The 24,157-nt window shown below is 64.1% G+C and carries 17 protein-coding genes and 1 pseudogene; 5 read left to right on the top strand and 13 right to left on the bottom strand.

All coding sequences use genetic code 11. The features are described 5' to 3' along the window. Positions 1-63 precede the first annotated feature (63 nt). The 7 genes and pseudogenes from VT84_RS20925 to VT84_RS20895 form a co-directional block, all read right to left on the bottom strand. Positions 64-2,097, bottom strand: a complete 2,034-nt coding sequence (locus VT84_RS20925) for a serine/threonine-protein kinase (RefSeq protein WP_082840872.1) — start codon at positions 2,095-2,097, stop codon at positions 64-66. Positions 2,098-2,422: 325 nt separating this feature from the next. After that, positions 2,423-3,331, bottom strand: coding sequence for an SRPBCC domain-containing protein (locus VT84_RS40160; RefSeq protein WP_204249613.1), 909 nt, complete (start codon positions 3,329-3,331; stop codon positions 2,423-2,425). Positions 3,332-3,382: 51 nt separating this feature from the next. After that, positions 3,383-3,781 carry a DoxX family protein gene (locus VT84_RS20910; RefSeq protein ID WP_082843359.1) on the bottom strand — a complete coding sequence of 133 codons (399 nt, stop codon included), beginning with the start codon at positions 3,779-3,781 and terminating at the stop codon, positions 3,383-3,385. A 72-nt stretch (positions 3,782-3,853) separates the two neighbouring features. After that, entirely contained in the window at positions 3,854-4,270 is a 417-nt protein-coding gene (locus VT84_RS42335) for an SRPBCC family protein (protein ID WP_410000402.1), read from the bottom strand. Positions 4,271-4,288: 18 nt separating this feature from the next. Next, positions 4,289-4,771, bottom strand: a pseudogene (locus tag VT84_RS42330) (SRPBCC family protein); the annotation flags it as partial. Then, a complete protein-coding gene (locus VT84_RS20900) occupies positions 4,758-5,108 on the bottom strand; it encodes an ArsR/SmtB family transcription factor (protein WP_052560837.1) in 351 nt (116 codons plus the stop codon). The pseudogene VT84_RS42330 and the gene VT84_RS20900, both read right to left, overlap by 14 nt. Before the next feature lie 452 nt (positions 5,109-5,560). Next, on the bottom strand, positions 5,561-7,105 hold the full coding sequence (locus VT84_RS20895) for an SEL1-like repeat protein (protein ID WP_157469671.1): 1,545 nt from the start codon (positions 7,103-7,105) through the stop codon (positions 5,561-5,563). Between the two features lie 382 nt (positions 7,106-7,487). Between VT84_RS20895 and VT84_RS20890 the strand changes: the two genes are divergently transcribed. Continuing rightward, on the top strand, positions 7,488-11,252 hold the full coding sequence (locus tag VT84_RS20890) for a sigma-70 family RNA polymerase sigma factor (RefSeq protein ID WP_082840870.1): 3,765 nt from the start codon (positions 7,488-7,490) through the stop codon (positions 11,250-11,252). Between the two features lie 101 nt (positions 11,253-11,353). On the opposite strand, the gene VT84_RS20885 is transcribed toward VT84_RS20890, so the two are convergent. Then, positions 11,354-12,613, bottom strand: a complete 1,260-nt coding sequence (locus VT84_RS20885; RefSeq protein ID WP_082840869.1) for a molybdopterin-dependent oxidoreductase — start codon at positions 12,611-12,613, stop codon at positions 11,354-11,356. A gap of 112 nt (positions 12,614-12,725) precedes the next feature. On the opposite strand from VT84_RS20885, the gene VT84_RS20880 reads away from it, so the two are divergent. Further along, positions 12,726-13,823: a Gfo/Idh/MocA family protein gene (locus VT84_RS20880; RefSeq protein WP_052560833.1), complete on the top strand. Its 1,098-nt coding sequence runs from the start codon at positions 12,726-12,728 to the stop codon at positions 13,821-13,823. 305 nt (positions 13,824-14,128) lie between these two features. On the opposite strand, the gene VT84_RS20875 is transcribed toward VT84_RS20880, so the two are convergent. The 3 genes from VT84_RS20875 to VT84_RS20865 all read right to left on the bottom strand — a co-directional run bounded on the left by VT84_RS20875 (position 14,129) and on the right by VT84_RS20865 (position 17,646). Next, on the bottom strand, positions 14,129-14,638 hold the full coding sequence (locus VT84_RS20875) for a hypothetical protein (protein ID WP_157469669.1): 510 nt from the start codon (positions 14,636-14,638) through the stop codon (positions 14,129-14,131). A 103-nt stretch (positions 14,639-14,741) separates the two neighbouring features. Further along, positions 14,742-16,298, bottom strand: coding sequence for a redoxin domain-containing protein (locus VT84_RS20870; RefSeq protein ID WP_052560831.1), 1,557 nt, complete (start codon positions 16,296-16,298; stop codon positions 14,742-14,744). A gap of 310 nt (positions 16,299-16,608) precedes the next feature. Then, positions 16,609-17,646 carry an AAA family ATPase gene (locus VT84_RS20865; protein WP_052560830.1) on the bottom strand — a complete coding sequence of 346 codons (1,038 nt, stop codon included), beginning with the start codon at positions 17,644-17,646 and terminating at the stop codon, positions 16,609-16,611. 212 nt (positions 17,647-17,858) lie between these two features. Between VT84_RS20865 and VT84_RS20860 the strand changes: the two genes are divergently transcribed. After that, the gene (locus VT84_RS20860) at positions 17,859-19,625 is read left to right on the top strand and encodes an ArnT family glycosyltransferase (RefSeq protein WP_082840867.1); all 1,767 of its coding nucleotides are present in this window, start codon (positions 17,859-17,861) and stop codon (positions 19,623-19,625) included. 463 nt (positions 19,626-20,088) lie between these two features. Then, positions 20,089-20,916 carry an NAD-dependent epimerase/dehydratase family protein gene (locus VT84_RS20855; protein ID WP_082840866.1) on the top strand — a complete coding sequence of 276 codons (828 nt, stop codon included), beginning with the start codon at positions 20,089-20,091 and terminating at the stop codon, positions 20,914-20,916. A 10-nt stretch (positions 20,917-20,926) separates the two neighbouring features. Here VT84_RS20855 and VT84_RS20850 read toward each other — a convergent pair whose 3' ends face one another. Beyond that, the gene (locus VT84_RS20850; RefSeq protein ID WP_082840865.1) at positions 20,927-21,301 is read right to left on the bottom strand and encodes an SET domain-containing protein-lysine N-methyltransferase; all 375 of its coding nucleotides are present in this window, start codon (positions 21,299-21,301) and stop codon (positions 20,927-20,929) included. 267 nt (positions 21,302-21,568) lie between these two features. Between VT84_RS20850 and VT84_RS20845 the strand changes: the two genes are divergently transcribed. Further along, the gene (locus tag VT84_RS20845) at positions 21,569-22,942 is read left to right on the top strand and encodes an MmgE/PrpD family protein (RefSeq protein WP_082843358.1); all 1,374 of its coding nucleotides are present in this window, start codon (positions 21,569-21,571) and stop codon (positions 22,940-22,942) included. A gap of 66 nt (positions 22,943-23,008) precedes the next feature. Here VT84_RS20845 and dusB read toward each other — a convergent pair whose 3' ends face one another. Beyond that, on the bottom strand, positions 23,009-24,115 hold the full coding sequence (gene dusB / locus VT84_RS20840; RefSeq protein WP_082840864.1) for a tRNA dihydrouridine synthase DusB: 1,107 nt from the start codon (positions 24,113-24,115) through the stop codon (positions 23,009-23,011). Positions 24,116-24,157: the final 42 nt, after the last annotated feature.

The following is a 24,157-nucleotide window of genomic DNA, read 5'->3' as shown; positions in this document are numbered from 1 at the left end:
GTGTTCTCGAAATGACAAAGCGGGGGGGCTTTTTGTTGCAGCCTTCCCATGAAACTCACCGGCTCATTGTTTCACTCGTATCATCGTGCCGCTCCCGCTGCTCCCGTTGTGCCGCCAAGTGAACACGAGGTTGGCCCCACCGAGCTTGGCCGCGATGGTTGCCCCGCTGGGCCGGGGTTGGGGCGGTTGCTTCTCGAAACGTTGAATGAACGTAAGGGCGTGCTCGGACATTTGTACGTCCGAGCCGGCAAAGGTTCCGACCTCGTCCACGCCGTCGAATAGCCGTCCCTCAATTTCCCATTTGCCGGCAACAGAGCGAATCGTCCACACCTCGATCAGGCCGTCAACTTCACGGGTCCACTGGCCGGCTAAACTGGCGCCGGATGGGGGCGCTGGCGGGGGTGGTTTTGGTACATCGGCTGTGGGCGGCACCGCACGCGGTGTGTCTGCTTCGTGATCGGTGTCGACGGGAGGCCGGGTGCCCGCTCCCCCAGACGTGGTTCCGCTCGCCGTCTGACGGCTGTGATCACTGGCCTTCTGTTGAGCCGAATCCGCCCCTTTCTTTCCCCCGGTCACGATCAGTACCACGATCAAGGCAACAGCGACCAGCGTGCCGATACCACCCCCGATGATGGCCAGGATCGCTCCGGTGTGGTTGTCCCTTCTCCTCGGCCTTCTGTACGTTCGCCTCGGCCGGTCAAAATAGTCCACTTCGGGGGGGGCGTACTCTCTTCGCGTGCTCCTCTCACGGGGCTTGCTCCGTGGTTTTTCCCAGACGGTGCCGGATGAAATGAGCGTGCCGACTGTGTCCGGCGCGCTGGTCGCCCTCGGCTCTTCGTTCGATGGAGTCGTCGGCGTGATGGCGACGACCGGCATCGTGTGGAGTACCCGTGGTTCGCTCGGCGCGGCCGGCGGCACGGCCGGTGGTGGGATCAACGGCTCAGCCGGCCGTGCGGTCGGCGACACGGCCGGTGGTGTCGCGCGGTACCCTGCGCGCGAACCGGGGCCTTTCAGCGCGCGGGTCAGCCACGGATCGGAGGTTTCTACCCTCGTACTGATGGGAGGTGGCGCGCTCGGTGGTGCGACCGAGGACAGACCCGTGGGCAATTCCAGGATCTCGTGCAAGTGGTTGGCGACTTCCGCCGCGGTCTGTGGCCGCTCCGCTGGCGATTTCGCGAGGAGCCAGTGGATCAGCTCCGCCAGCGGCGGGGGCACGTCGGGGTTCAGCACGTGGACGGGCTCCGGTTCCACGGTACCCAGTGCCATCAGCACGGCCACAACGCTCGACCCCTGGAAGGGGAGCTGGCCCGTGCAGAGCCAGTAGAGGACCGAGCCCAGCGAGAAGAGATCGGTGCGGTGATCCACTTGTTCGCCGAGGGCCTGTTCCGGCGACATGAACGCCGGTGTCCCGATCACGGCCCCGCTCTTGGTGAGCTCGTTATCCATGCCGTCGGGTCGGGCCAGGCCGAAGTCGAGCAGCTTCACCCGGCCCTGGGGGGACTCCAGCCACAGGTTCGCGGGCTTGATGTCGCGGTGGACGACGCCGAGCCGGTGCGCCGCGGCCAACCCGAGGGCCGCCTCGCGCGCGATCCGCACGATGTTCCGCAGTGAGGGCGCGCCCTTGAGTGCGAGGAAGGCGTCCAGCGGGTACCCCCGGAGGAGCTGCATGGCGATGTACGGCATGCCCTCGCGCTCGTCGGCCTCGTACACCGTGACGACGTTGTCGTGGTCGATCCGGGCCGCGGACTTTGCCTCGCGGAGGAACCGCGCGCGCCCTTCCGCGTCGGCGGCGAACTCGGGCCGCATCACTTTCAGCGCGAGGCTGCGGTCCAGGCGCGTGTCCAGCGCCAGGAAGACGGCGCCCATATTGCCCCGGCCCAGTTCCTGCATGATGCGGTAGGGGCCGAGCGTTCCCACTTCGCCTGCCGCTGTGGGCGGGCCGAACTCGAGGGGGAGTACTGCGGTGGGGAGGCTCCCACCGAACGGACCGCGCGCGGAAACCAGCAGGCTCCCCAGGCGCGGGTCGATGATTTGTGGCGGCTGGTTCGGGTCGGGCATGGGCGATACCGCGGATTCGGGCCGAATCTGAAAGCCCATTCCGCTCGTCGCGATGTGGGCGATTACCTTTTAATGTTTTCCGGCCCTTTTGGGAATGTCTAAATTTACAATGATACTATTTGTCAACGCAATAGTTACCCGTTTGTTGCAAACCCACACGTGTTAGCAGTTTCCCCGAAATTGGGCGCGTAAAAAGGAAGTACCGTGCGCGGCGTAATTTAGATGAGTGGAGAATTCAAATCGATGTGGGTTGCCGATTTGACCACTCAGGTGGGAGGTACGGATCATTCTAGAAATTATTGGGAGGCGCGAACAATGTTTTTATTTGTTGTTCGCGCCCCCAATGGCACCAGAAGACTTGGCCTTACACATCCAGCGTGAGCAGAGCTTTGCTAGTGTGTGGATCGAAGGGCACCGAGCAGTGCTCGTGGACGATGCGCCATTCCCCCTCGATTTTCTGATAGCACCCGGTCAGGCGCATCCAGCTCTGCATCGCGGGGTGGTCCTTCTCCGGGCCGGTGAACCGGAACAGCCAGTGGGCGAACGCGGCCGTACCGCTCACCGTCAGGCGCAGGTCGCGCGTTTCGATCGCGAACGTCTCCGGGAAGTGCGGCAGGCACGACGCCCATGTCTGGCGCCAGGCGTCCGCGCCGTTCGTCTGGAACGGTGGGATCGCGTCGAACGCGACGAGATCGGGCGCGTAGGGGCGCATCAATTTGTCGACGTTCTTTTCGCAGATGGCCTTCGTCTGATCCGCGATGAGTTGCCGAACAGTGACCTCGTCCGTGAGGGCCATGAGGTAGTCGTCCATGCAGTCGAGGCTGGAGTTCCACCCGCCTTCCACGCCCATCGCCGCGTGCTTGTTCTTGTCCTCGACGGTCGCGTGGCTGATCGTGAGGGTGAGCCGCGTGCGGACGCCGATCGCGTCAAACACCGCGGTCGCGACGATCCCGCTCGGCAGGTCGATCGGTTGCGGCGGCTGCCAGCCCTCGTCGAACTCGTCGGTCGTCACGATCCGCTCCGGCGGCACGACCTCGCGGAACACTCCGCGGACCGGGTACTCGGCCCCGTCCGGGCCGTGCATGACGTAGCGCCACTTACCGCCGGGTCGGAAGTCCATTTCTGTGACGGTCGTGTTGAATCCGCGCGGCCCCCACCACTTCGTGATGTGCTCGGGCTGCGTCCACACCTTCCACACCAACTCGCGCGGCGCGGCAAACTCGCGCTTGATGACGATTTCGCGGTCCGATGCCGTATCCTGTTTCGCGGCCATGTGACTTGTCCTCATTCGTGGAGAGTTTGAAACGGAATGTGAGGGGACCGCTTATCGCAGCGGGACCAGGGCGCGGAGCCGCGGCTCGCGCAGGTACAGGCCCAGCCAAACGATTACGCCGAACGCGGCTCCGAAGACGATGGTGAATACGTCGTCACCGACCCGGACGTGTGTCGCGATCGCCCCGCCCAGGTAGCCCGTGAGCAGAATCGCTCCGAGGATGGCGGTTCGTGGGATCAGATAGAGGACCGAGCATACGGTCAGCGTAATACCGAGTGGGACGATCACGCTCTCGGGATATCCGAGCTTTACCGTGCCCTCCACGACCGGTTCCGGTTTGAACAATTTGGCGACGCCGTCGAGCAGGAGGAACCCGCCGACCAAGCCGCTCAGGACGCGCCCGGTCCAGAGCAAGCCCCGGGACCGCGGTGCGGGTGAATCGACTGACATGAGCCACTTCTCCGTGTGGTGGAATTGCTGTTCGGCGCGAGCGGGCACAGAACTCGCTCGCGCGATCTGAGATCACAGTGCCGCGAGGTGAGCGGCGAGCCGGTCAAAGTTCTGCTCGTTCGCCGGGATAACAAAATCCTTGATCTTTGCGAACTCCGTCGCGGACTCGAAGACCATGCGCCAGGTGAGTTGCGTGTGGGCGCCGACCGGCGTGAAGGTCATTTGCATTGTGAATCGGTGGACTGGTTCGCGGTGCTCGAACGCGACGCGCTCCGGCACCGTCACTTCCGTGAACACGCTCTCGTTGTGGTAGTCCGTGCCGTCGGGTCCGTGCATGATGAGGCGCCACGCGCCGCCCGGGTACAGCTCGAACTTTTCGATCGTGTTCACGAACCCGTTCGGCCCCCACCAGTGCTTCAACTGGTCCGGGTTCGCGAACGCCTGGAAGACGCGCTCCTGTGGCGCTTCGATGAGGCGCGTGCTGACGATCGTGCGGTCCGTGGCGCCGCCTGCCGACTGCGCGAGGTGCTCGGCGAGGCGCGCCAGCGTTTGCTGACCGCCCTCGATGGCCCCGTACTCCCGTGCGACGCGGTCGCGCTCCTCGGCCGACGGGAACACGGCCCGCATCGTGACCCGCGTCTTGCCGTTCACTTCCGCGAAGGTCACCGTCGTGTGGAAATCGACGGGTTCGAGTTCCACTTCACCGCCGTGCGTGTACACGAGGCGCTCGGGCCGTTCGACCTCGATGTAGGTGATCTTGTTCTGGTAGTCCCGGCCGTCCGGCCCGTGCATGACGAACCGCCACTCGCCGCCCGGGCGCACGTCCATGCGGTGCGTGGTCGTGGTGAACCCGTTCGGCCCCCACCAGTTCGACACGTGCTTCACGTCGGTCCACGCGGCGAACACCAACTCGCGCGGCGCGTCGAAATCGCGGGTGGTGACGATCTCGCGGTCCGCGGTGGGCGCGGTGGGTTTGCTACTCGCCGTCATTCGGTTTCTCCTGTGACTGGAGTTCCTTGAGGTACTGGTCCAGGCGGTCCAATCGCTCGTTCCAGAGCCGCTCGTAAACCTTGACCCAATCGTGGATGGGTTTCAGCCCCGCAGCGTTCAGCGCGTAGTACCGCTGGCGCCCGGCCTCGCGCACGCTCACCAGCCCCACCTCTCGCAATACGCCCAGGTGTTTGGACACCTGCGGTTGCGTGAGTTTGAGGGCCGCCACCAAGTCGTTCACCGACCGCTCGCCGTGTGCGAGCAGGTCGAGAATGTCCCGCCGCCGCGGTTCGGCGACCGCGTTGAATGCGTCTGAGGTGGTGGGTGAGCGGGCCATGACAAATATATATTCCCATATCGGCATATCTCAAACTCGGTAGGTGGCCGCCAAGCGCATTTTTCACAGGCCGGCAGTTCCGGCCGGGCGGGCTACTCCGTGGAAACCATCGGGCGGAGATTTCGGATCTCGGGAGATTCCGCCAGTTGTTTTGAGTTGCGAGGCATCACAGATACGGCGAAGGGTGCTCGGGCACCGGTGGGGGGCGCCGAGGCTGATTACTCGGTGTAGTCGGTCGACGACTTACACGAGGTCCGTGGCGCCTCGCGAGTCATCGTGTAGCGCGCGACGATTTCGTTTATCAATTCGTGTTACAGGACGGGCCGAGAGGGGCGCGACCGGTGGTAGTCCCGGTGCGGGCGAGCAAGTACAACCAGTTGACCGATGGCAGAATGCGTCGAATTGACGGGGCACTGGTAGCCGCGTGTGAACGGTTGCGTTCTGTGTTTGAATTACCGCTTGATTGGTTGCGGTGGCGGCGTTAACGGCGCGTCACGCAGTTGTTGCAGAACAAATTGGGCGTCTGTGTTCCCGAGTTCTGCGGCTTTGGTGAGCCACATCACGGCCTCAGTAGCGTCTTTGGCGGTACTCACCCCTTCAAAGTACCCGGCGCCAAGAAGGTACATGGCATGTGGAGCTCCGAGTTCTGCGGCCTTATGAACCCATTTTAACCCCTCAACGGTGTCTTTCGGCACGCCCATGCCGAGAATGTAGCACTTCCCAAGATTGGCCATGCCCAGCGGCAATCGCAGTTCTGCTGCCTTGCGAAACCACCTCACGGCCTCAACCAAATCCTTCGCTACCCCGATACCATCGGCGTAACTTACGCCCAGATTACGCATTGCTTCGGCGTGTCCAGTTTCGGCGGCTTTATGGAACCACTTGACGGCCTCGACCGGATCCTTCGGCACGCCTGCGCCAGCGGCGATGCACGCACCCAGGCTGTGCATCGCTTCAGCATTACCGAGTTCCGCCGCTTTGCGGAACCACCTGACGGCCTCGACAGAATCCTTTGCCACGCCCGTACCATTGAAGTAACACGCACCCAGATTGATCATTGCATCAGTATTTCCAAGCTCCACGGCTTTGCGAAACCACTTGACGGCTTCGACCAGATCCTTTGCCACGCCGTGGCCGTGGAAGTAACACGCACCCAGATTGTACGTCGCTTCAGCGCTACCGAGTTCCCCGCCTTTTCGGAACCACTTGACGCCCTCAGCCAGATCCTTTGCCACGCCATCGCCATAGGTGTAACACGAACCCAGACCGCCCATTGCATCGGCATTGCCGAGTTCCACGGCTTTGCGGAACCACTTCACCGCTTCGGCGCTATCCTTCGTCACCCCAAGGCCGTTGATGTAACACGCACCCAGATCGTGCATCCCCATTGGTAGTCCCAGTTCTGCGGCCTTGCGGAACCACTTGACCGCTTCAACCGGGGCTTTCGCAATGCCCTCACCACGTAAGTAGCACTGCCCCACAGCACGCATCGCGGTAGGAGAATCCAGTTCTGCGGCCTTTCGGAACCACTTGACCGCCTCCGGCAGATCCTTCGCCACGCCCCGGCCATCCAAGGAACATAGTGCGAGGAGACACATTGCGTCCGTGTTCCCGCGCTCGATAGCCTTGCGGAGCCACTTCACGGCCTCGGTTGGATCCTCCGCCACGCCGATTCCGTCTTGTAGGGCGCGGGCATAAAGGACCATTCCTTTGCTCGAATCCTGGGCGGCTGCATCCCTCCATATGGGCGTTCGCTTTTCCCCGTGTGTTCTGAGGAAATCGACCGTATTTCGGTTCTCGTACCAGCACCGTTCCAGGACGGCGTAGTCTTCCGCGATCCCGTCGGTCGGCAGCTCGGGCGCTTTCGCCTGGGGCGCGGTGGTCGGGGCCGGATTCGGGTCGGGGGCGGGTTCCTGGCGCTGGCACGCGCCAGCGGAGAGGAACACGAGGAGGAGCAAGGCACGTACCGCGTGCTGGCGCGTGAGGGCGTTCGTCATTGGGAGTACACGGGCTGGAATGGGGGCGGGCATACTCGCGTCACGGTTGTGACTTGAAGAATCGCGTTTGGACTCGCTCGCGTAGACACGCGCCTGAAATTCCGGGGTACGGGCGTCGTACATAGTGCGAAGATACCTGGAAAACAGCAGCTCGCCCCGCGAACGAGTAACCGCGTATTGCCGCCCGAGCCCAAAATTGCAATCCGAGAAGATCACTACCAGAAAGGCATCGGTGTGGTTGTTGTGATCTCAACAATGTGAAAGTGTCGCCCCTCCCGATTAGGTCTGCCGAATCCGAGCCACTCCCTCGCAAAGCGCCATTTCCGAACTGCCGAAAAACTCGCGCATGCGCCCGGTCGGAACGCGGCACTAATCTGTCAGCATGACTACGACGTTCCGAACGGTTGTTGATGTTTCGCTCCGCCACGTGCCCGACGCGGACCTGCTGCGCCGGTTCGCGCGGGCCGGGGACGACGCGGCGTTCGAGCTACTCGTGTGGCGCTACCAGCGACTGGTTCTCGGCGTCTGCCGGCGGGTCGCGGGGAACGAACACGACGCGGAAGATGCGTTCCAGGCCACGTTCCTCGTGCTCGCGCGGCGCGCCGGTATCGTGCGCGCGGAAAGCCTGGCCGGGTGGCTCGCTCGGGTCGCGTACCGGTGCTCGGTCCGCGCGCGGTCGGGCCACCGCGCTCAACAATCACTCGACCTCTCGGGCGTGCCCGCGCCGGAACCCGTTACCCCCGAATCGGACCTCGCGGCCCTTCTGGACGCCGAACTGGACCGGCTCCCGGACAAGTACCGCGTGCCGGTGGTCCTCTGCTACCTGCTCGGGAAGACGTACCAGCAGGCCGCGGCCGAACTGAACTGCCCGCTCGGGACACTGAGCGGGTGGGTGACGCGAGGTAAGGAACTGCTCCGCGCCCGGCTCACTCGGCGCGGCGTCGCACTGAGTGTCGGCGCGCTCGCCGCGAACCTGGACATGCTGACCCCGCACGCGCTCGCGTCGGGAGACGGGACACGATTCGTTACCGCGGCGCTCGCGGCCCATTCGAGCGGGGACAGCGCCCACTCGCGGGCCGCGGTCGTTGCCAACGGAGTGCTTCGCATGATGGCTTGGAAGTCTAAAGTGCCTCTTGTGGCGTGCGGAGTCGTGGCTCTGGTGCTCGGCCTCACCGCCGCTTCAGTTGGCCTCGATCCACCTCGACAGCCCGCCGCTGCGGAACCCGCGCCGGTCGCCGAGAAGGGGATTCGCGGCGTGGTGAAGGATTCGGACGGGGCGCCGGTCGCGAAGGCGTTCGTCATCGCGGTGGGCGCGAACGGCACCGGCAAGCGCCTGGATACGACGACCGACGCCGAGGGGCGCTTCACCTTCGACCGGTTCCCGGAGGGGCAAGACCCGTTGTTCGCGACCACTCTCGTCGCTGTGAAAGATGGGTTCGCGCCCGTAGTCGGCCACGCTTCTGCCACGTTTGCTAATACCGTCACGCTCACTTTGCCGAAGGCCACCACGTACACGGGCACGGTGAAAGATCGGGACGGAAAGGCAATCGCGGGAGCCGAGGTTCAGTTCGGCGTCGTCACGAATCACGGCAACGTCACGAGTTGGGGCTACACCCCGATTAAAGCGCTGCGTGGTACCGCGGTCGAGAAGGCTTACACCGTGAAGACCGATGCCACCGGAGCGTTCCGGTTCACAACTGTTCCGGACGGGGCACAGCTAATCTTTCGGGCCAGTGCGCCGGGGTTCGCCGAACGGGACACTGCGAGCGCGGCCGGCATCCACAAACGAGATTTCGTTGCCGGGCCGAACGCGCGCTCCGCGAACTTGGTGCTCGAACCGGAGGCAATTGTCCGTGGCCGTGTTACATCACGGATGCCGACGGTGTCGGTGAAGAAAGTGACCGTTCACCTCACGTCCGGTCCGGCGACATCCGACCGCTTTATGGCGCCGGACGACGAGGGCCGGTTCGAGTTCCGGGGTGTTGCAGCCGGCTCCTACAACCTGTTCCTCGCACTCCCCACCGATTCGACTGCTGCGGCCGCCGGCGTGACCGTGAATCCGAAAATCGGGGAAACGGCGGACGTGGATCTGGAGGTCCTAGATGGCGTCGAAGTGACCGGTACCGTGAAGGTTCGAGGTGGGGAACCGGTTGCCGGGGCGACTTTGAAAGCGATCGGTAGTTTCAACCCCAGCGGGCACGGCCTCCCGCAGGTCACCACCGACAAAGACGGGCGGTTCCGGTTCTGGCTCCCGCCCGGCGAGGCGACTCTGACAACTTGGTCGACCCCAACCGGTTTCGCTTTCCCAAACAACAGCCCGCGGAAGAAGGTGACTGTATCCGCCGGCCGTGGGCCGGTCGTGCTAAACGAGCCGTTTGAAGCGGTTCGCGTGGTCACGGGACTGTCCGGCAAAGTGACGGACGCGACCGGGCAGCCGATCGCGCACGTAAAAGTGTCGGCCCTCCAGCATTCGAGTGCGTGCGGGAACTTCGCGTCCGGACCGGTCACGGCGAGCTGGGACGGTCAGTTCCGACTCGAATCCTCCCCGAACGGACCGCTGGAGGTGGGCCGGAGCGTTCCGCTCCGGATCGAAACGTCGGACGGGCAGCGGTTCGAGGCGGCGGCTCTCATCGGAAAAGACGGCGCGGCAGAGGTTCGCGTTCCGACCTTCCCGGGTGTCGACGGCCCGAAGGACGTGAAGCCCGAGGAACTCGCCGGGGTCGTGGTGGACGAGAAAGGGAAGCCGCTCGCGGGGGTGAAGGTTCACGTGTGGGACTGGGTCGACAGCCCAGAGAACTACACCTTCACCGGAGCCGACGGCGTATTTCGGATCAAGGATTGTGGGACGAAACAAGACGTCCAAGTGCGGTTCCGGAAGGACAGCTATTCCCCGGTGATGATCATCCGGCAGAAGGTCGGGGTGAAGGGGCTCGTCATCGCGATGGACCGGACGACGTACTTCGAGGGCGTTGTTCGTGGTCCGGACGGGAAACCGGTAGCCGGGGCACTGGTTCGCGCCGATCAGGGGCCGAAGATGCTCGATGGTGGGGTGGCTCCCCAGGTTTGGACCGAGACAGTTGCCGACGCACAGGGGCGGTATCGGCTCTACGTTCAGCCGGACGAATACGCCTTCCACATCCGAGTTCCGGGCGTCGGGGTGGCGCGGATCGCGAAGACCGGGATCGCGCACGGGCAGGGGCGCAAGTTCGACATCGCGCTTGAGCCGGGCGTCACGTTCAAAGCCCGCGTGGTCGATTCGGTGAGTGGAAAACCGGTCGCGGGGTTGCGCCTCTTCGACTGGCAACAGAAGTCGATCGACGGGAAGTCGAACTCGGACGGTGAGATCACCATCAAGGACATGCTCCCGGGTGAGTTCACGTTCGGAGTCGAGTCCACGAGTCACGCACGGTGGTGGTCGGAGCAGGTCATTCGGGACTGGGAGCGCAAGACCATCGATGATCCGAAGACGGGCTGGCAGCGGAACTTCGACGGACTGACGTTCGACCTGAAACCGGGGATGGCCGCGGTGACGATTGTCGCGGAACCCGTTGTGCGCGTGACCGGGCGGGTTCTCGACCCGGACGGGAACCCCGTTGGCGGCGCGACCGTGGCCCCGGCCCGCACCGGTTCCGGGAACTCGCTGACCGGCGATACGCGGTTCAGTGTGGAAACCAAAACCGATGGCACGTTCGTGATGGTGCTCCCGGCGAGCGGGGCGGCCGAATACAACCTCGTCGCCCACGACGGGAAGTACGGTGAGTGGCGGAAGTGGGCCAACGGTGTGCTCCCGCCGGTCCGGACGAAGCCCGGCGAGGTGATCGATAACGTGACGCTGCGGCTCACTCGCCCCGGTACCGTTCGGGGCAAAGTGGTGGACGCTAAGGGGCGCCCGGTGGCCGGTCGGGAGGTGCGTGCAACGCCCACGGATGCACGCGAGAACCGGTACTACGACCCGACCACCACAACTAAGGCGGACGGCACGTTCGAGCTGAAGTTCGTGCGCCCGACCGAGCAGCAGGTGCAGGTCGCCCCGTTCTGGCTCCGAGGCGCGGACGCACCCACGAATACTTCGCTGACTGTGGGGGTAAAAGAGGGGCAAGTCGTTGAGGGGGTGTCCCTGGTGGCCGAAGAGGAACCGGTGAAGTAGCGGATGACGCCCGCCTCCGCACGCTTCGCCCACATTCATTGTGGGCGAAGCGTATTTGTTTGGTGAAGGGGAGTTGCCGTTACTTATTCGTGAATTTGCACTTATGCAATGATGGTGAAGTTCACGGCTTCGATATCGCAGCGGCCAGATTTCTTGAACGGGCGCGGCATCGGCTGCGCTTGCCCCTTCGCATCGATAGTGCGACAGCGGAGCGTGTACTGCCCCGCGGGTAGCCCCGGGAGGACCGCGGCCCAGTGTGCTTTCGCCAGACGCATCGGCCACGACTTCGGTTTGCCGGTCGCGTCGAAGCCCACCGTGTCTTTCGGGATCGCGTCGTTGGGCAGATCGCCGCCCCATTTCTTCGGCGGTGCGAGAACGGTCGCGTCGCTCCACGGCGCAGTGGTGAAGTGCGGATCGTCTGCATCCCACCCCTTCCCCGCAGGCGACACCCACACCTGAACTTTCGACAGCCCCGAAATACCGGCTTGTGCGTACCCCGTGATCGGCAGTGGCGAGTTGGCCTTCGCGTTGTCGGGAACGTGCAGCGTCGCGGCGAATGTCTTCATCGGGCTGTCGATGTCGTTGTTCTGTGCGCCGTAGGTGTCGTTCGCGTGGGCCAAGTTGCTCAGCACAAGGTGCGTGAGCCACTTCACCGACTTGTAGCCGTAGTGTTCGGGCACGACCACGCGCACCGGTGCTCCGCGCTCGGGCGTGAGCCACTCGCCGTTGAGCTTGTAGCACGCAATGACGGGCGGCAGGTCGTCGAAGTCTTCGAGGACGCGGCCCACCGGGAGCGAACTGCGGAACTGCTGCTTCGGGTCGTCGTTGTGGTAGCCGTAGTAGAACACGCGGCGCAGGTTCTCTTTCGGTTGCGCGAGCCACACGAGCGTGCGCAGCGGAACACCTTCCCAGATGCCCATCCCGAGCGGGCACCCGAGGTTCAGGCACGTCATGATCTTGGGGAACCGCACCGCGTGCTTCTCACCGAGCTTCACGAGCGTGTCGAAGTCGAGCGCGGTGTTGTCCTTTTTCGTGAACTGCTTGCCGAGTTTGGCGGGGTTCTCCGGGTCGGCGATGATTTCGAGGCGCCAGGTCTCGCGCGTGAGGCCCACTTCCTTCTTCTTGTCGATCGGAAGCGTGTGCGGAATCGGGCGCCCGCGCGACACGTCCTCGAACTTGGACGGCGCGGTGAAGTAGCTCTCCAGCTTTTCCAACACCGGGGCGAGTTCCGCGGGGAGCGGATCGGCTGCCCCTACGCGCGCTGTGGCTGCGGTTCCCGCCGCGAGAGTGGCACCGCACCGGAGGAAGAAGCGCCGAGTGAGGTCGTGGTGCTCGGCCAGATAATCGCGTGCTTCGCTCATGACGTGCTCCTACGCGCGTTCCAACCGCGTACTTTAGCCGCCGGCGCGGGCCAAGCCTACGCCCTTCTCAGTAGATTGTTCACTACGGTAACCGCAATTCGGAGTTTGGCACATGGCGTCGTCGATCTGTCGGTGGGGGATTCTGGGCGCGGCGAACATCGCACGGAAGAACTGGAAGGCGATCCGGTTCGCGGAGAACGCGACCCTTACCGCGGTGGCGAGCCGCGAGCCGTCGCGTGCGAAGGAGTGGCTCGACGCGAACCAGTCCGAGTGCCCCTTCGCGACCGCGCCGACCGCGTGTACTTACGAAGAACTGCTGAAGCGCACCGACGTCGACGCGGTCTACATTCCGCTCCCGACCGGCGTGCGGCGCGAGTGGGTGGTGAAGGCCGCGAACGCCGGGAAGCACGTGCTGTGCGAGAAACCGTGCGGCCCGGACGCGGGCGAGTTGCGGGCGATGATCGACGCCTGCAACGCGAACAAGGTGCAGTTCATGGACGGCGTGATGTTCATGCACGGCAAGCGCCTGCCCCTCCTCCGCTCGACAATCGACGACGGCGAAACGGTGGGGCAACTCCGGCGCATCGCGACGCAGTTCAGCTTCGCGGCCGGCGACGACTTCCTGAAGGGGAACATTCGCGTCAGCAACGCGCTCGAACCACTCGGTGCGCTCGGCGACCTCGGCTGGTACAACATCCGCTTCTCGCTGTTCGTGATGAAGTACCAGCTCCCGACGAAGGTGAGCGGGCGCATGCTCACCGAGCACGGCCCGGCCGGGGCGACGGTGCCGCTGGAGTTCTCCGGCGAACTGTTCTGGGGCAACGGCGTCTCGGCGTCGTTCTACTGCTCGTTCAACACCGAATTGCAGCAGTGGGCACACGTGAGCGGCACGAAGGGGAGCATCGCGGTACGCGACTTCGTGCTGCCCTTCTACGGGTGCGAGAGCGAGTTCGTCGCGGACCGCCCGGTGTTCAACGTGAAGGGCACGAGCTACCACTGGGAGAGCCACCCGCGCCGGTTCGCGGTGACCGAGTACAGCGACGGCGCGCCGGACGCCCAGGAAACGAACATGATCCGCACGTTCAGCGGGCTGGCGCTCTCGGGCAAGGTCGACCCGATGTGGCCCGACGTCGCGCTGAAGACGCAGACGGTGATGGATACGTGCCTCGCTTCGGCCCGCAACGGCGGCGTGCTGATGGACGTGAAGTAACTTCCGGGCGACCGGCCGGTACTGGCTCGCAAGAGTATTGTGTTGCGCGTTGGCCGTGGTTGTTGTGCTGTGTTGAAAACTGGCGTTTTGTGTTGGTGGCACAGGCCTCTGGCCTGTGGAAGCGCCTCCACAGGCCAGAGGCCTGTGCCACCAACCATGAACCAAACGCATCAATTCAACACGGCACCGTTGTTGGTGAACCCCGCCCGCAAGGGCGGCGGGTGTGGTGTAAAAAACGATCGCCAAGCATAGTGGGATCGAACGACCCACCGCCCTTGCGGGCGGGGTTCACCAACAATTCACCGCTACTTGCCCTTCGCCGGAACGTGCTTCTCGAAACTGTCGAGGAGCTCATGCAATTCCTTGACGAACTCCTTGGGCGCTCCGGGCGGGTACTTGATGTGAGCGTACAAGTGGGCGTCCAGCTTCTTGGAGTACGGCGCGAGGACGAGCGTTACGAAGTACCGCTTGTCGAACGCTTGAGGTACGGCCGCTTGGCCCCCGTACTGGCCGGAGCGCAGCACGATACCGCCCATGACTCCGCCCTTTTGCGGCCCCACTTCCTCGAACGCATCCTGCCACTCGCCGGTCAGTAGCGGCTCGTGGACCATGAACTTGCGGGTGTTGAACTCGAAAGAAATGGCCTGATCTTTCAGTGTGACTTTGCACTTCGGGTAGTGCTTCTCGACCACCTTGCGAACCGCTTCGGAGAGCGGCTTCAGGTCCGGCGCCGGCGCATCCTCTGCTGATGCGCGCCCTGATCCGACGAAGAACAAACCCACCGTCACTACCAGCGCCCACGAGCGTAGAGCCACAGCACACCTCCGCGTCACGAATGGAACGGCCGCGGAAGCTACGCGGTGAAACGCTCGCACCGCAAGTTCATCTGGCGGGCCATCTCGTTGCTGCGCTGTTGGGCTACTTCTTCGGGTTGAGTAGCTTTTCGATTTCCGCGCTGGCCTGTTTGATGTCGCGGGCGTGGAACTGGCCCACGACCTTGCCCTCGCGGTCGATCAAGAGGCACGTCGGGTAGCTCTGAATGCCGTACTGTGCGATCGCACCGCCTCGTTTCTCCTCATCGCCCATGCCGATTCGCGTTCCGGGGACCAGTGCGTTGGGAAACGGGATCTTCTTCCCCTTCCACTCGTCCTTCACGTACCCGGCGAGCTTCGCGTCCAGCTTGGCGGGCGTGTCCACTTCGCCGTCGATGTCCATGTGAACGCCGACGATCGCCAGCCCCTTGTCCGCGAACTTTTCGTGCAGTTCGATCAGCACCGGCATCGACCCGACGCACGGACCGCACCAGTAGCCCCAAAACTCCATGAGGACGTATTTGCCCTTCAGGTCGGCGAACGTCACTTTTTCACCGCTCCACGCGACCACGCCTACTAGTTCCGGCGCGGCCCGCCCTTTGAGCAGCGCGAACGCGCGAGCGGTCAGCGGGATCGGATCGAACGCGAGTTCGGTGCGGTCTGTGGGTACGGTCACGGTCACGAATTCGCTGCCGACCTCGGACCCGTAGGGGTTCAGGACGTACTTGCCCGGCGGGGCCAGGAACTCGAACTTGCCGTCCTTCGATGCCCAACTCGCGACCGGGGCACCGTCGGCGATGAGGTAGACGTTCGTTGGGCCGATCGGTTGGCCGGCTTTCGTCAACTCGTCGCAGGTGAGCGTACCGGTAATTTTGCACTCGCGTGCGAGCGTCGCGCGGAACTGTCCGTTCGCTCGCTTGGCCGGCGACACGGGCACGAACGCCATTGTTCCGTTCGCGGTATCGCGGACGACCAGTTGTCCGCCCTGAACGGTTTCGGCTTTGAGAGTGATGGAGCCATTCGCCCCGGTTTTGCCCGGGTTGGAATACTCCCACACTGAAGCCGCCCCCTTTTGTTCCGGGGTGTTGCGCTGGTACATGAATCCGCCAACCGTTACGCCCGCAGCGGGTGTCCCGTCTGGTCGCGTTACGGTCAGCGTCAGTTCTTTCGGGAACTCTTTGAATTCGGCCGGGGCACGACGGAGCGTGACAAGGAAGTTTTCGGCCGACGCCGCGAACGCGGTCGGGCGCTTACGCTTATAATCGCGGGGGAAGCAGAGCGTGAGTCGGTCGTCGTCGAGTTTGTAGATCGCCGGGAGCGTGCCCGCGGAGAGTTTGTAGTCCGGGAGTAGCTCGGAGAGATCGAGGGCCGCGATCTTCAGATCCACCACCTTCGGGTCTGTGGCATCGAAGACCAGCGTTCCCTTCAGATCGTTTTTGCACCCCATCAACTGCGAGAGCGCGAATGAATCTCCCTTTACCGTGACGACCGAGTCCCGCACGCGCCCGAGTTCGCTGCGCTTCTTGTGCATCGCCTCGTCGAACAACCACGTCCCTTGAAGCTGCTCAGTGAGACTGGCTGTTGCTTTTGGCTTGGGTTCTTCCGCGAACGAAGCGCGTGGAGTAATACCCACCACGAGAGCAATTGCGAGTGCGCGCAGCATGGCCGTCAGCTCCAGAGTGGAAGGAACCAGTGAAGTAGAAACGTCGTACTCGCGTTCCCGTTTCACGCGAAGTGCGTAATCGCGAGATGATTGCAGTGTAGGCGAACGGCCGGTGATGACGGCGAAGATAACCGCGGAGCCTATTCGGTGAACCCCGCCCGCAAGGGCGGCGGGTACTCCGCACCTGATGGGGATATGAGACGATCACCACGCACGGTGTGGGATCAAACGACCCGCCGCCCTTGCGGGCGGGGTTCACGGGTCTCAATGCAGGCGCAACAATTGGCCCACCGGCCGTTCGCCTGACCGCTTACGCATCACCCAAGTATTCCGGCACCTTCGTGCGCAGGTGCTCGATTTCCTGGTGCGTTTCGCCCAGGTACGCGAGTAATCGCAGGTCGTCCTTCGTTACTGCGCCGCCGCTGAACAACCACGAGCGCACGCGGAACAGCTTGTAGAGTTTCACCAGTTTGCGGTCGCTGATGAAGATTTTGTCCTCGCGCACGAGCGTCTTCACGAGGCGCTGGAACTCCTTGAAGACGTCCGCCGGGAAGAACCGGTGCCGGTCGTTCTCCTCCTCCCCGCGCCCGTCGCCGGTCTTGCGCGAGAACAGGTGCGTCATGTACCGGTTCGCCTTCAGGAAGTCGTCGAGCTGCGCGTGCCCCTCGATCCACGGCTTCTGGTTCAGGCCCTTGTAGGCTTCACCCTGGAGCCCCGCGTCGATGAGTTCGGCGAAGTGCTCTTCCTGCACGCTGCGGCTCTGCACCTTCAGCACGAACCGGTCCTTGAGCGCGGCGAGTTCGCCCTGTTCGGGGATCTCGTTGGTCGCCGCGAACATGATCCGCAACGGCACCGGCTCGGGCTTGCCCTCCTGGTAGAACTTCTTCTCGTTGATGATCGTGAGAAGGATGTTCAGGATGGCCGAGTTCGACTTGAAGATCTCGTCGAGGAACACGAGCTTCGCGGTGGGCAGTTTGCCGTCCTTGCGGCGGATGTACTTGCCGTCGCGCAGCTCCTTGATGTCGATCGCGCCGATGATTTCGCTCGGCTCGGTGAACCGCGTGAGCATGTACTCGAAGTAGTCGCCCTGCTCGATGCCGAGGGCGTCCTTGAACTTCACCACGATGTCGGACTTCGCCGTTCCCGGCGGCCCGATGAGCAGGAGCGGCTCCTGCGCGATCGCGGCCACGCACATCAGGTCGATGATCTCTTGCTTGTTCACGAAGAACCGGCCGAGCGACTCGCGGAACCGGTTGATCCGCTTGCGGATCGTTTCGGCCTCCGCTTGCAGGTCGCTCAGCGAGAGTTCTTCGGGGTTGACGGACGAGGCTTTTGTCGCGGGGGGCATAGGGGAATCAGTTTCCTGAGTTAGTAGCGGTGGAATAACAGTGCGTTTGGGCACCGGCGCGGTTCGCGTAAGTTCGAGATTCCAGTGAGATGATAAGTGGTTTCGCGCGCGGTGGGAAGCTCGGAGGGCGGCGCGATTCGGGTTGACGGCCCGGGCCGTAGGGTTTATCGACTCCGGTTCCCAAGCGCTGTTGTAACAGGTGGGCCGTGCCGATGGTGCCAAGTCTGAACCCGGTCGCTGTGCGGGTGCCCGCTGGGGCGCCGGATTCGTTCGCGTGGAAGCTCACCGACCGTGCCTGCAAGCGGATCGCGTTCGGCCTGATCCTCGCATCGGTCGTGTTCCACCTCATGTACCTGGCCTTTAACTGCCCTCTCGACCTCTCGCCGGACGAGGCCCACTACTGGCAGTGGTCGCGCCACCTCGCGTGGAGCTACTACAGCAAGGGGCCGCTGGTCGCGTGGCTGATCCGGGCCTCATGCGAACTGTTCGGCCCCGCGAGCGAGGCGCTTACCGGGTCGCTGATGTTCGCGGTACGTCTCCCTGCGGTCGCGTGCCACGCGGCACTTCTGGCGGGGTGGTACGTCCTGGCCGCTTCGACGCTCAAGAGCCACCGCGCGGCACTGGCAACGGTCGCGCTCGCGATGACGCTCCCGCCCGTAATCGCCGGCGCGGTGCTGATGACCATCGACCCGCCGTTCCTGGCGTGCTGGTGCTGGGCAGCGATCGGTGTGTGGAAGGGGCTGTCGGCAGAACCTAACCCCCCAACCCCCTTCCCTAGGAAGGAAGGGGGAGCAGAACCATCACTGGTTTTAAGCCCCTCTCCGCTTAGGGGAGGGGTTGGGGAGGGGTTCTTCGCTCTCTCTCTTCCCTGGTGGTTGCTCGCCGCGGTCTGTTCGGCGTTCGGGGTGCTCGCAAAGTACCCGATGGTGCTGCTCCCGTGCGGAGTGTTCGGCTACTTGCTCTTCACGCGGCGCGACGAACTGAAGCGCCCCGGTTTTTGGGTGTTCGCGCTCGGGTCCGCGTTGGGATTGGTGCCGGTTCTACTGTGGAACTGGGCGAACGACTGGGTGACGTTCCGGCACGTCGGTACGCAGGCCGCCGGGACCAGCGGAAGCGGCATTCGCTGGCTCGGCCCACTCACGTTCGCAGTTGGCCAAGCGGGGTTCCTGATCGGCGTGTGGTTCGTGGTGTGGGTCGCGGCCGCGTGGTGCGCTCGACGCACTGCGGACCCGGCGGTCGCGTTCCTGTGGTGGACGTCGGTGCCGGTGTGGTCCGTGTTCGCGGTCGCGAGTTTCAAAGCGTCCGGGCAGATCAACTGGCCTGCGGCTGCTTACGTCACCGGGTTCGTGCTGTGCGTTGCGTGGGTGCGCGATCAACTCGGGGGGCAGAACCATAAGTTCGTGATGCGGTTTGTGGGCAGCGGGGTCGCGGTCGGCATCGTGCTGTCGACGTTCGTGCATTTTCCGGGACTGATGCGCTCCGCGCTCGCTTCGGCCGCGGGTGCGCCGACGGAAAAAGATCCGACGCCGATCCGCAAACTCGACCCGACGGCGCGCCTCCGCGGGTGGAAGACGCTCGCACGCGAGGTGGACGCGATCCGTAATCGGGTGCGCGCGGAAACGGGCGCGGAGCCGCTCGTGGCCGGCACCGTGTGGAACATGCCGGGGGCGCTGGGGGTGTATTGCTCGGGGCACCCGGAAACGTACTCGTTCGGGCTGGCGATGGCCGACCGGCACAGTCAGTACGACGTGTGGCACCCGAACCCGGTGGCCGATGCGCAAGCCTTCCGCGGGCGCACGTTCGTGTTCGTGGGGGACGGACTCCCCTCCGACGCCGGGGTTTTCGGACGGGTGGAACAGCCGACTTTAGTGTTTCACCACGAAGAGGGCATTCCGGTGGCGGTTTGGTGGGTGTGGGTCGGGCACGATTTTCGGGGTTTTCCCGATAAACCGCTCTGGCCCGGGCGCCCACGCTATTAACCCGCGCACGCGGATAACAATAAAGCGGTGACTGCCGTGGGCACTGTGGGGAATTGGGTCGTTTCGTGCGGATCATGCACCCTGACGTGGAAGCGAACGGGACACCTGACGGACTACGAACGCCAGGCACTCGAATCTCGGCCGTGTCCGATGTGTGGGGCGTATACCCTCAGTTGCTCGGAACCGCGTCCCAACCCGACCCGGCGCAAAAAACGGGATGCCGCTCTTTTGCGTCGGGCCGCTTAATACGACTCTCCCAGAGGTCCGAATCTCCGCAACAGATTCGGACTTTTCACGTTACGTGAACGCACCTCGAAATTCCCGACCGCCCGTTCTGCTTCCGATCGCCCGCAAAACGTGCCTCGCACGCATTTTTCACTGTGCGCCTTCGACTTGACCTGTTGTTCGACCCCGGGTTAGCTTGAAGGGATCATCACAGACGCGAGCGCACGGAGGCGACCTCATGGCTGTAGAAACATCTTCGTGGCGCGGACGCCGGGTGCTCGTAACCGGGTGCTCGGGTTTCTTGGGCGGCGCGGTGGCCCGGGAGCTGCTTGCTGCGGGTGCGGACGTTGTGGGACTGATCCATGAGCGCGCCGGGGCCGACGTCTTGGGGCTGGGCGGTCGCGTGCATGTGATTCGCGGACGCGCGGATAACGTGTTCCGGCTGCATTCCGCGATGGCCGTTCACGAAGTCTCCGCGGTCTTTCACCTCTGCTCGTCTTCCCCGTTCGGTGACGATCGGAGCACCCCCGCGGTCCTTCAGGCTGCCAGCTTGTATTCGCGCCGGGTGCCGGTCGTGACCGCACGGCCTCTGCAACAAATCACCCTCGCGTGCACGACAGAAACACACGAAGACGGGCTGAGCGTCGCGCGATTCGGCGCCGTGTTCGGTCCCGGCGACCGGAAACTGTTCCGCACGGCCCCTGCGGCCGCGCTCGGACTGATTTCGGGGAACTTTGCGCTCCCGCCCGAAGGCCCGGCGAACGATTTCGTGTTCGTGCGAGACGCGGCCCGGGCGTGTCTGCGTGTGGCCGAAGACGTGGCGAAGAACGGTCCGGGTGACTACCCGTTCCGGAGCGGCTGGCACATGAGTGACCGACAAATTGCGGTCGCGTTCCGCGGGGAATTCGCCGGGGCCGCCCCTGGGTGGACCGAATCGGCTCCGCCGGCGAACCCGCTTGGGTGGGCACCCGCCCGGTCGTTCTGCGAGGCCGTGACTGAAACGCTCACGTGGTACCGCGAATTTCTTCGCGCGGGGGCGGGGGCACAGGTCCGCGTGGCGGCCTAATCAGGGGCGTTTAGCGGAACGTCGCGTAGTCGCCCTCGTCCCACTGGTAATCGATGAAGATCTGCTCGCCGACCGAAATGTCCCGGGTGGCCTTGAACACGATGTCGTTCCGGGCGTGGCGCGGGGTGAACTTGGCGTTCGCCTCGGGCGAGTGGTTGTACAGCGACCCGTACCCGAGCGCCACGGCCAGCGCACCGTTGTCCCACTGGAACACGTAGTATTCGAGTCCCCCGTCGGCGGTCCCATCGGCCCCGGGCGTGACCCGGATCACTGGGCACACTTCGATCACCTCGCCCTTGCGGTACGCGCGCCCGGCGAACACCCCGCGCCCCATGCCGCGAACCTTACGGACGTACAACGCGGACAGTTGCTTTGTGGCGTTCATGGGACTCGTGCAGAGATCGGGTACGGAACGTGACCGCTACATCGGCCCGACGGGGTCAAAAGCTTGAACCCGTCCTGCGGAAATGTGGAAGCGAGCCGCGCAACCAACGCTTGGCGCTTGTATTGGCCCTCGAAAATCTCGCTTCGGCTCGCACCTGTCGAATCCCCGCTTTGGGTCGTCGCGTTACCGCTCGTTATCACGCGGGTAGAGCTTCTTCGCTTTCGTACAACATCCCAACGATTCGTTACCTCGATAGGGATGTTCGCGATGCCCCCTCAAACGCTCGCCGCTCGGCTGGCCGGTTACGCACACGATCTCACGTTCGACAAGCTCACGAAGGAAGCCGTTCACGAGGTGAAGCGGCGGTTCATCGACTCCTTCGCCACCGCCATCGGCGCGATGCCGTCGGACGCCTACGCGATCGCGAAGAAGTGCGCGTCCCGCGTGTCGGGTAATCCCGGTGCGTCGATCCTCGCGGGGGGCAAGTCGAGCGTCGAGTGGGCCACGTTCGTGAACGGGCTGCTCATCCGCTACCTCGACTTCAACGACACCTATCTGAGCAAGGAACCCGCGCACCCCAGCGACAACCTCGCGGCCGTGCTCGCGGTGGGCGAATCGGTGGGCGCGGGCGGCAAGGATCTGATCACCGCCGCGGTGCTCGCTTACGAGATCCAGTGCCGGTTCTGCGACGCGGCCAGCCTCCGGAAGCACGGCGTCGACCACGTCACCTACGGCGCGATCTCGTCGGCTACGGCCGCGGCAAAGCTAATGAAGCTCGACGTGACGAAACTCACGCACACCGTCGGTCTGGCGGGCGTGTGCAACGTCGCACTGCGCCAAACGCGGTCGGGCGAGTTGAGCATGTGGAAGGGGTGCGCGTTCGCGAACGCGGCCCGTAATGGCGTGTTCGCGGCCACCCTCGCGGCCGACGGGATGACCGGCCCCGCACCCATTTTTGAAGGCGATCTTGGGTTCTTCAAACTGGTGGCGCGCGAGGCGTTCACGCCAGCGCCGTTCGGCAGCGAGCCGGGCAACGCCGACGGGTTCATGATTAACAAGACGTACATCAAGTTCTGGCCGGCGGAGTACCACTCTCAGAGCGCCATCGACGCCGCGCTCCAGATCCGTGCGGAACTCAAGGGCGACGTTTCGCAGGTCGCGAGCATCGACATCGCAACATTCGAGGCGAGCTACAACATCATCGGGAAGTACCCGGAAGCGTGGGCGCCGAAGACCCGCGAGACGGCCGACCACAGCCTCCCGTACTGCACGGCCGCGGCGCTGCACGACGGTGACGTGTACCTGGAAACGTTCGACGACGACCACTTCACGAACCCGAAGCTGGTCGCGTTCACGGGGAAGGTGAAGATCCGGCACGACGGGACGCTCGACCCGCGGTACCCGACTGGCATCCCGAACCGTATCACAGTCACGCTGACCGACGGTCGCACGCTGGTAAAGGAGGTCGAGTTCCCGCGCGGCCACGCCGGGAACCCGATGACGGACGCGGAAGTCGAAACGAAGTTCCGTCGCGTCGCGGAGCCGAAGTACGGCAAGGCGAAGGCCGACGAGATCCTCGCGCGCTGCTGGGACTTGGAGAAACTGACGAGCGTGACCGACCTGATTGCGCTCTTCGCGTGATCGATCGCTTGGTGAACCCCGCCCACAAGGGCGGGGGTTACTTGCGTGTGGCTTTGTGTTGGGCGCTTACCAGTGGGCGATCGGTCCAGCGGGGACCGCAATGTGCGCTTGCTGGGAGTCGTATTCGGTCCAACCCTCGGGGGCCGAACCGGACGCGAACGGGGCGATGATCGCCTCGAACTCGTCCAGTCCCGAGAGCATCACGAGCTGCTGTTGCACGCGCTTCGGGAACCGCAGGGCCTTCGTATACCACGTCGCTACTTTGCGGAAATGCACGCAGCCGTTTTTCTCGCTCCCCTTCCATTCGACCAACCGGCGCAGGTGGAGCCGCATGAACGCGAGGCGCTCCGCGTAAGTTCCGCGCGGACCGGGATCGCCCGTTCGCACCCACGAATCGAACTGGCGGAATATCCACGGGTTCGCGAGCGCGCCGCGCCCCATCGCGATGCCGTGGCAGCCGGTATCGGCGATCATCCGGGCCGCATCCCACACCGAGCGCACGTCGCCGTTGCCGAACACTGGGATGCGCTCGACCGCCTCCACGACGCGCCGGATGCCCTCGTGATTCACGCCGCCCGAAAAGCCTTGTTCGCGCGTCCGGCCGTGGATGGTGAGCGCCGCGACACCGACCTTCTCGAACTCGCGCGCGAAGTACGGGGCACTCAGGTTGTCGTCGTCCCAGCCCAGTCGCATTTTCACACTTACGGGCACTGGTACGGCCTCGACTACCTGCCGGACGAGATCGACGGTCGCGCCCGTGGTGTCGCACATCATGGACGACCCGCCGCCGGTCTTCACGACCTTCCGCACGGGGCAGCCCATGTTGATGTCGATGCCGTCCGCGAGCTTGCGCTCGACGAGCCACTTCGCGGCGCCGGCCATCTCATGCGCTTTGGAGCCGAAGATCTGCACGAACAGTGGGCGCTCGGCCGGATCCGTGGCGAGCAGAATCATCGTCTTCTGAATACCATCAACGATCGCGCGGGCGTTGACGAGGTCGGTGGTACAAAGCCCGACGCCGCCGAGTTCGCGAACGGACAGCCGAAACGGGAGATTGGTATACCCCGCGAGCGGCGCGAGGTTGAACCGCGAGGCGAGTTTGATTGTCCCAATGGACACCGGCTCGCGGTACTGGACGGGCGGCGGGGGAAGTTCGGCGTTCGCGTTCGTCATGGAATTACTTTACAACAGGTCGGCGCGGCCGGTTAGCCGATG

This window comes from Gemmata sp. SH-PL17 (genome assembly GCF_001610855.1).
Lineage (GTDB): Bacteria > Planctomycetota > Planctomycetia > Gemmatales > Gemmataceae > Gemmata > Gemmata massiliana.
Note: the sequence above shows the minus strand (reverse complement) of the source record. Positions and strands in the feature narration are given on the sequence as shown.

Coding starts and splice junctions, on each gene's coding strand:
- VT84_RS20890 (WP_082840870.1), top strand. CDS start 7,488: ATGACTACGACGTTCCGAACGGTTGTTGATGTTTCGCTCCGCCACGTG.
- VT84_RS20850 (WP_082840865.1), bottom strand. CDS start 21,301: ATGAACGCCACAAAGCAACTGTCCGCGTTGTACGTCCGTAAGGTTCGC.
- VT84_RS20860 (WP_082840867.1), top strand. CDS start 17,859: ATGGTGCCAAGTCTGAACCCGGTCGCTGTGCGGGTGCCCGCTGGGGCG.
- dusB (WP_082840864.1), bottom strand. CDS start 24,115: ATGACGAACGCGAACGCCGAACTTCCCCCGCCGCCCGTCCAGTACCGC.
- VT84_RS20870 (WP_052560831.1), bottom strand. CDS start 16,298: ATGCTGCGCGCACTCGCAATTGCTCTCGTGGTGGGTATTACTCCACGC.
- VT84_RS20865 (WP_052560830.1), bottom strand. CDS start 17,646: ATGCCCCCCGCGACAAAAGCCTCGTCCGTCAACCCCGAAGAACTCTCG.
- VT84_RS20845 (WP_082843358.1), top strand. CDS start 21,569: ATGCCCCCTCAAACGCTCGCCGCTCGGCTGGCCGGTTACGCACACGAT.
- VT84_RS20925 (WP_082840872.1), bottom strand. CDS start 2,097: ATGGGCTTTCAGATTCGGCCCGAATCCGCGGTATCGCCCATGCCCGAC.
- VT84_RS20855 (WP_082840866.1), top strand. CDS start 20,089: ATGGCTGTAGAAACATCTTCGTGGCGCGGACGCCGGGTGCTCGTAACC.
- VT84_RS20895 (WP_157469671.1), bottom strand. CDS start 7,105: ATGACGAACGCCCTCACGCGCCAGCACGCGGTACGTGCCTTGCTCCTC.
- VT84_RS20885 (WP_082840869.1), bottom strand. CDS start 12,613: ATGAGCGAAGCACGCGATTATCTGGCCGAGCACCACGACCTCACTCGG.
- VT84_RS20900 (WP_052560837.1), bottom strand. CDS start 5,108: ATGGCCCGCTCACCCACCACCTCAGACGCATTCAACGCGGTCGCCGAA.
- VT84_RS20910 (WP_082843359.1), bottom strand. CDS start 3,781: ATGTCAGTCGATTCACCCGCACCGCGGTCCCGGGGCTTGCTCTGGACC.
- VT84_RS40160 (WP_204249613.1), bottom strand. CDS start 3,331: ATGGCCGCGAAACAGGATACGGCATCGGACCGCGAAATCGTCATCAAG.
- VT84_RS20880 (WP_052560833.1), top strand. CDS start 12,726: ATGGCGTCGTCGATCTGTCGGTGGGGGATTCTGGGCGCGGCGAACATC.